Source organism: Cyanobacteria bacterium GSL.Bin1 (genome assembly GCA_009909085.1).
GTDB lineage: Bacteria > Cyanobacteriota > Cyanobacteriia > Cyanobacteriales > Rubidibacteraceae > Halothece.
The window spans coordinates 1-4429 of record JAAANX010000142.1; the positions used below are offsets into that span (position 1 = coordinate 1).

Genomic DNA, 4429 nt, shown 5'->3' on the forward strand with positions numbered 1-4429 from the left:
TTTAAGGGGGGAATAAGCGTTGAAATTCCCTATTCAATCATTGATTATTCGGTTTTGACCATTAACGCGCGATGCAGTGAAGCGACTTGCCAAAGCGTGATCATTAGTTCTTTAGAAAGAAATAGGTGCGCGATGCGCCTCCAGCGCGGGCTTGCGAGATCGCGTGATGCGATTGTGAATTTCATGCATATTTTTTGAAGATTTTCGCGATCGCGCTACACATTTTGCTTTCTCTGTGCGATGCGTCTCCGGCGCCGGCTTGCGCGATCGCGTGATTCAGAAACAAACATAAAAATTCCAGAAAACTGCTCAATCGAAGTCAAACAACTACTGTGTAAAGGCTTGAGACTGTTTTTCCCTCACGATTGTTTAAGTTCCGCTAGAATAGTTCTCAGACGAAAGAACTGTTTTTATGCAATTACCGACCAAGGAAATCAATGCATTTTGTCAACGCTGGCAAATCACTGAATTTGCAGTCTTTGGTTCCTTTCTTAGAGAAGACTTTGGAGCGGAGAGTGATTTAGATGTCTTAGTTACTTTTGCTGAGGAAGCAAAGTGGACGCTGATCGACTTAGTCAACATGGAACAGGAATTAGAAGAAATTGTCGGGCGACCAGTTGACTTAATTGAAAAAAAAGGAATTGAACAAAGTAAAAATTGGATTCGCCGTCAAGAAATCTTAAATACAGCAGTTCCGATTAATTTAATGACCAATGAGCTGCCGTGATCAAGCTTCTCTGATCGATATCATCAAGGCAGCTCGACTGGCCTTAGAATTTATAGAAGGAATGAGTCAAGAAGAGTTTGAGCTTGATTTAAAAACGCAATCAGCAGTAATTTATCAAATTGCCATTATTGGAGAAGCAGTTAAGCGTTTATCGCCTGAATTTCGACAAGAGCATCCTGAAATTCCTTGGTCAGCAATGGCTGGGATGCGGGATAAGTTAATTCATGATTATGAAGGAGTTGATGTCAGTAGAATTTGGTTGACATTACAAAATAGCATACCGCAATTGCTGGTATTAATTGAACCCCTATTAGCGTCTGATATAGATTTTCACTCTTAAATTTGTTAATGGCGCGATTGCGTCTCGCAACCAATCAAAGATGCCATAGCGTGATATACAAAGGATTGAGATGGGTTGCAAATGATCAAATTATGGTCTCCCCTACGCGATGCCCCTCCGGCGCCGGCTTGCGCGATCGCGTGATGCGATTGTGAATTTCATGCATATTTTTTGAAGATTTTCGCGATCGCGCCACCCTTTTTGCTTTCTCTGCGCGATGCGCCTCCAGCACCTGAATCGAAGATTCAATCATCTTTGGAAACCACTACGCCAATCTAATTTCAATTTTTAGTGTTAATTTTTTACCCGCGCGACGGCTTTTTCGTAAGCTGGATCATGTTCAGCAAAGCTAATCACTAACACTCGTCGAGGAGAAGGCTTTTCATAAATCCGATACACTAACCGATAAGATACTTGATTCCAATCAATTTCGAGAGCGCGATATCCTTTTAATTTTCCTTTTAGAGCATGATTAGGAAATCCACTACAGTTATAAGGATCAACCACAAAAACTGCATCACAAATATCCTGAAAAATCTCCTGTAATTCTTGAGAGAGGTTTGGTAAGTCAGTTTCTCTTACCTCTTGGCGAGTTTTAACTTGATACTTAGACTTGATACCCACGTTCTCGCAATCGCTTTAAAGCCCCATCAACATCAATTTCCTGACCTTCTTCAACTACTGTAATCCATTGGCTGGGGTCATCTGGATCAAGAGAATCAATGCGTTGTAAGGCTTTTCCTTCGGCAGAGTCTGGATTGAGGTACGTCATTTCTCCCTCAATTTCAAAAGGGATCAGGTTTTCTGTTTTGGGATTAGACATAGAGATCATCACCGAATTATTTAAGACTTAATTGCTATTTTAGCGCGATACTCGTAGAGGGGTGACTTCGCCACATCGGGGTTTAGAATGAGGAGGAAGGCGCAATGTCGCTATGAGACTTGCCTACAGTAATCAGGTGCTGGTGGAAGTAGAGGGAAGCGCGATTTCAATCAGTCTAATGCCTGAAGCAATTGGCCAGTTTCAGCATTGCTTGCCGAAAAAGCGATGGTGCATTGTTGACCAACGGTCAAAGCAGGCGCCTTCCTAAACGGAAGGCGCCTGCTTTGACTTTCATATTTTTTGAGGATTTTCGCGATCGCGCTACACATTTTGCTTTCTCTGTGCGATGCGCCTCCAGCACCTGAATCGAAGATTCTAATCAGTTTCGGAAAACTTTGCCATTATGGAATGCGGAACCATTTGTAACGGATATGGAAACCCCTGACAAGCCAATGGGGGAGAAATATGTGAGTCAAAGAGAAATTGCTATGATGAGCAATTATAGGGACTGCTAAAGCTAAAACTCTTGGAAGTATTGCAACTCTTAACGAGAGCTAGCATTCAGCACGGTTAAACCAACCACTTCGTCTCCTTGACCGTATCGAATCACAATATCATCATCTGTCAATTCTGTATCATCGCTAGATTGGGGCGGGTTATAAAAATCAATATAGAGGACATCTGCTTCTGCATCATAAAGTAAGGAAAAAGGACGCCTAGGCAACTCTTGAAGCAAAGGAATAAACTTGAGATAACTTAATGCTTCTTGGGTTAAGGCCATATTTGTCTCCTCTTATTCAGTGAATTGAAACGACGAGTTGGGAAGGCTGTAATAATAAAGCCATCATTATCGTCTATTTCTCTATACACAACCACTAACACTTTAGCTTGAGCCAAAGTCCGAACTGCCATCAGTGCGCCTTCATTCGCATCAAGAATCCGTTCTGGATCAGCAATTGTTTTCAGAACAAATTCTTTTTGATTGTTCAAACCTTGGTGTCTTTGAGTGATATGTTCCCATCTTTCTTCTGGTAAACGAATAGTTACACCGTTTTTAGAAATTGTTGTTTGAGTCACGCAATTTAAAGATGAAGTTCAGGCACTGAAGTTTTCCTTATTAATACCATTTTCAAAAAGTCAGGTTACATTAGATCCCCCCTTCGCCCCCCTTAGTAAGGGGGGTTGGGGGGATCGGTATGTAGCACCAATTGTTCAAAATGGTATGAGAGGATAGGGTAGTCCTAAACAACTAAGGACGCATTGTAGCGGTGGACAAAGTATCAATTTAAGTCTACTTTTAATCGCGCCACACTTTTGCTTTCTCTGCGCGATGCTCTTCCGGTGCCGGCTTGCGCCATCGGATGTAGGGATGAGAGAGAAGCGCGATCTCAATCAGTTTAATGACTGAAGCAACTTACCAGTTTCAGCATTGTTTGCAGAAAAAGCGATGGTGCCTTGCTGACCAACGGTCAAAGATTACGCCTTCCTAAACGGAAGGCGTAATCTTTGACTTTCATATTTTTTGAGAATTTTCGCGATCGCGCTACACTTTTTGCTTTCTCTGTGCGATGCGTCTCCGGCGCCTGAATCGAAAATTCAATCACCTTTGGAAACCACTACGCCAATCTAATCTCAATTTTTAGTGTTAATTTTTTACCCGCGCGACGGCTTTTTCGTAAGCCGGATCATGTTCAGCAAAGCTAATCACTAAAACTCGTCGAGGAGAAGGCTTTTCATAAATCCGATACACTAACCGATAAAATACTTGATTCCAATCAATTTCGAGAGCGCGATATCCTCTTAATTTTCCTTTCAAAGCATGATTGGGAAACCCACCACAGTTATAAGGATCAGTCTGTAACAGTGGTTTATAATGCTCCCAAAATTGATTAACCAGAAATGTTGATAACTCTTTCAAATCTTCAACCACCACAGAGGGATGAGTTTGCAAAATATATTTACTCCCCACGAACCTCACTCACTGTTTTAACCTGCCATCCTTCTCGTTTGAGTTGTTTGACTTCTTCCGATGAAATATCTTGATCATCAATAATCGTTATCCATTGCGTGGCATCATCAGGATCAAGAGAATCAATCCGTTGTAAGGCTTTTCCTTCTGCTGAATCTGGGTTGAGATAGGTCGTTTCACCCTCAATTTCAAAGGGAATTCCTGCTTCACTTTTGGGGTTAGAGGTAGACATAATTAAGAGTTTTTCCTCCGTTGACTGCTTATATTTTAGCCAATTCGCAATTTCCGCGCCTTTACTCTTCATGGCGGTTTGAGCCAAGTTTTTAATTGCGCGATCAAGTTTACGAAAAAAGTGATCATTTCTTATATTAACCCGCGTGATCGGGGTTTTGGGAAAAGGCATTAGCAAGTTTGATCGGTTGTGGGGAGGGAGGGATAGCGCAATGTTCACTCTTGCAACCGACGAAGCCATCGGGTGTAGGGATGAGAGGGAAGCGCGATCTCAATCAGTCTAATGCCTGAAGCAATTGGCCAGTTTCAGCATTGCTTGCAGAAAAAGCGATGGTGCCT

10 protein-coding genes are annotated in these 4429 nt (G+C 42.1%); 3 read left to right on the top strand and 7 right to left on the bottom strand.

The window, feature by feature from the left end; genetic code table 11:
* The first annotated feature begins 412 nt into the window (after positions 1-412).
* Both GVY04_17210 and GVY04_17215 read left to right on the top strand, forming a co-directional pair.
* Positions 413-727, top strand: a complete 315-nt coding sequence (locus GVY04_17210) for a nucleotidyltransferase (GenBank protein NBD17799.1) — start codon at positions 413-415, stop codon at positions 725-727.
* Positions 714-1067 (top strand): DUF86 domain-containing protein, encoded by a 354-nt coding sequence (locus tag GVY04_17215; protein NBD17800.1) that lies wholly within the window; start codon positions 714-716, stop codon positions 1065-1067. The genes GVY04_17210 and GVY04_17215 overlap by 14 nt, the downstream gene beginning before the upstream one ends.
* Positions 1068-1152: 85 nt before the next feature.
* On the opposite strand, the gene GVY04_17220 is transcribed toward GVY04_17215, so the two are convergent.
* From GVY04_17220 to GVY04_17230, 3 genes are read right to left on the bottom strand one after another with little or no spacing between them, the layout of a single operon-like run.
* Entirely contained in the window at positions 1153-1320 is a 168-nt protein-coding gene (locus tag GVY04_17220) for a hypothetical protein (GenBank protein NBD17801.1), read from the bottom strand.
* A gap of 41 nt (positions 1321-1361) precedes the next feature.
* Positions 1362-1691 (bottom strand): hypothetical protein, encoded by a 330-nt coding sequence (locus GVY04_17225; GenBank protein ID NBD17802.1) that lies wholly within the window; start codon positions 1689-1691, stop codon positions 1362-1364.
* Positions 1675-1899: a hypothetical protein gene (locus GVY04_17230; protein ID NBD17803.1), complete on the bottom strand. Its 225-nt coding sequence runs from the start codon at positions 1897-1899 to the stop codon at positions 1675-1677. Before GVY04_17230 ends, GVY04_17225 begins: the two co-directional genes overlap by 17 nt.
* Positions 1900-2002: 103 nt before the next feature.
* Between GVY04_17230 and GVY04_17235 the strand changes: the two genes are divergently transcribed.
* Positions 2003-2158: a hypothetical protein gene (locus GVY04_17235; protein ID NBD17804.1), complete on the top strand. Its 156-nt coding sequence runs from the start codon at positions 2003-2005 to the stop codon at positions 2156-2158.
* 276 nt (positions 2159-2434) lie between these two features.
* Here the strand turns inward: GVY04_17235 and GVY04_17240 are convergent, their stop codons facing one another.
* The 4 genes from GVY04_17240 to GVY04_17255 form a co-directional block, all read right to left on the bottom strand.
* Positions 2435-2671: a DUF2283 domain-containing protein gene (locus GVY04_17240; protein ID NBD17805.1), complete on the bottom strand. Its 237-nt coding sequence runs from the start codon at positions 2669-2671 to the stop codon at positions 2435-2437.
* Positions 2662-2967, bottom strand: coding sequence for a hypothetical protein (locus GVY04_17245; GenBank protein ID NBD17806.1), 306 nt, complete (start codon positions 2965-2967; stop codon positions 2662-2664). Before GVY04_17245 ends, GVY04_17240 begins: the two co-directional genes overlap by 10 nt.
* Positions 2968-3535: 568 nt before the next feature.
* On the bottom strand, positions 3536-3859 hold the full coding sequence (locus GVY04_17250) for a hypothetical protein (protein NBD17807.1): 324 nt from the start codon (positions 3857-3859) through the stop codon (positions 3536-3538).
* Complete coding sequence (locus tag GVY04_17255) at positions 3849-4094, bottom strand: hypothetical protein (GenBank protein NBD17808.1); 246 nt, start codon at positions 4092-4094, stop codon at positions 3849-3851. The genes GVY04_17250 and GVY04_17255 overlap by 11 nt, the downstream gene beginning before the upstream one ends.
* Positions 4095-4429 lie beyond the last annotated feature (335 nt).

Bases quoted from the DNA above. Each gene is read 5' to 3' on its own strand.
- GVY04_17210 (NBD17799.1), top strand. From the start codon at position 413: ATGCAATTACCGACCAAGGAAATCAATGCATTTTGTCAACGCTGGCAA.
- GVY04_17215 (NBD17800.1), top strand. From the start codon at position 714: ATGAGCTGCCGTGATCAAGCTTCTCTGATCGATATCATCAAGGCAGCT.
- GVY04_17220 (NBD17801.1), bottom strand. From the start codon at position 1,320: ATGATTGAATCTTCGATTCAGGTGCTGGAGGCGCATCGCGCAGAGAAA.
- GVY04_17230 (NBD17803.1), bottom strand. From the start codon at position 1,899: ATGATCTCTATGTCTAATCCCAAAACAGAAAACCTGATCCCTTTTGAA.
- GVY04_17235 (NBD17804.1), top strand. From the start codon at position 2,003: ATGAGACTTGCCTACAGTAATCAGGTGCTGGTGGAAGTAGAGGGAAGC.
- GVY04_17240 (NBD17805.1), bottom strand. From the start codon at position 2,671: ATGGCCTTAACCCAAGAAGCATTAAGTTATCTCAAGTTTATTCCTTTG.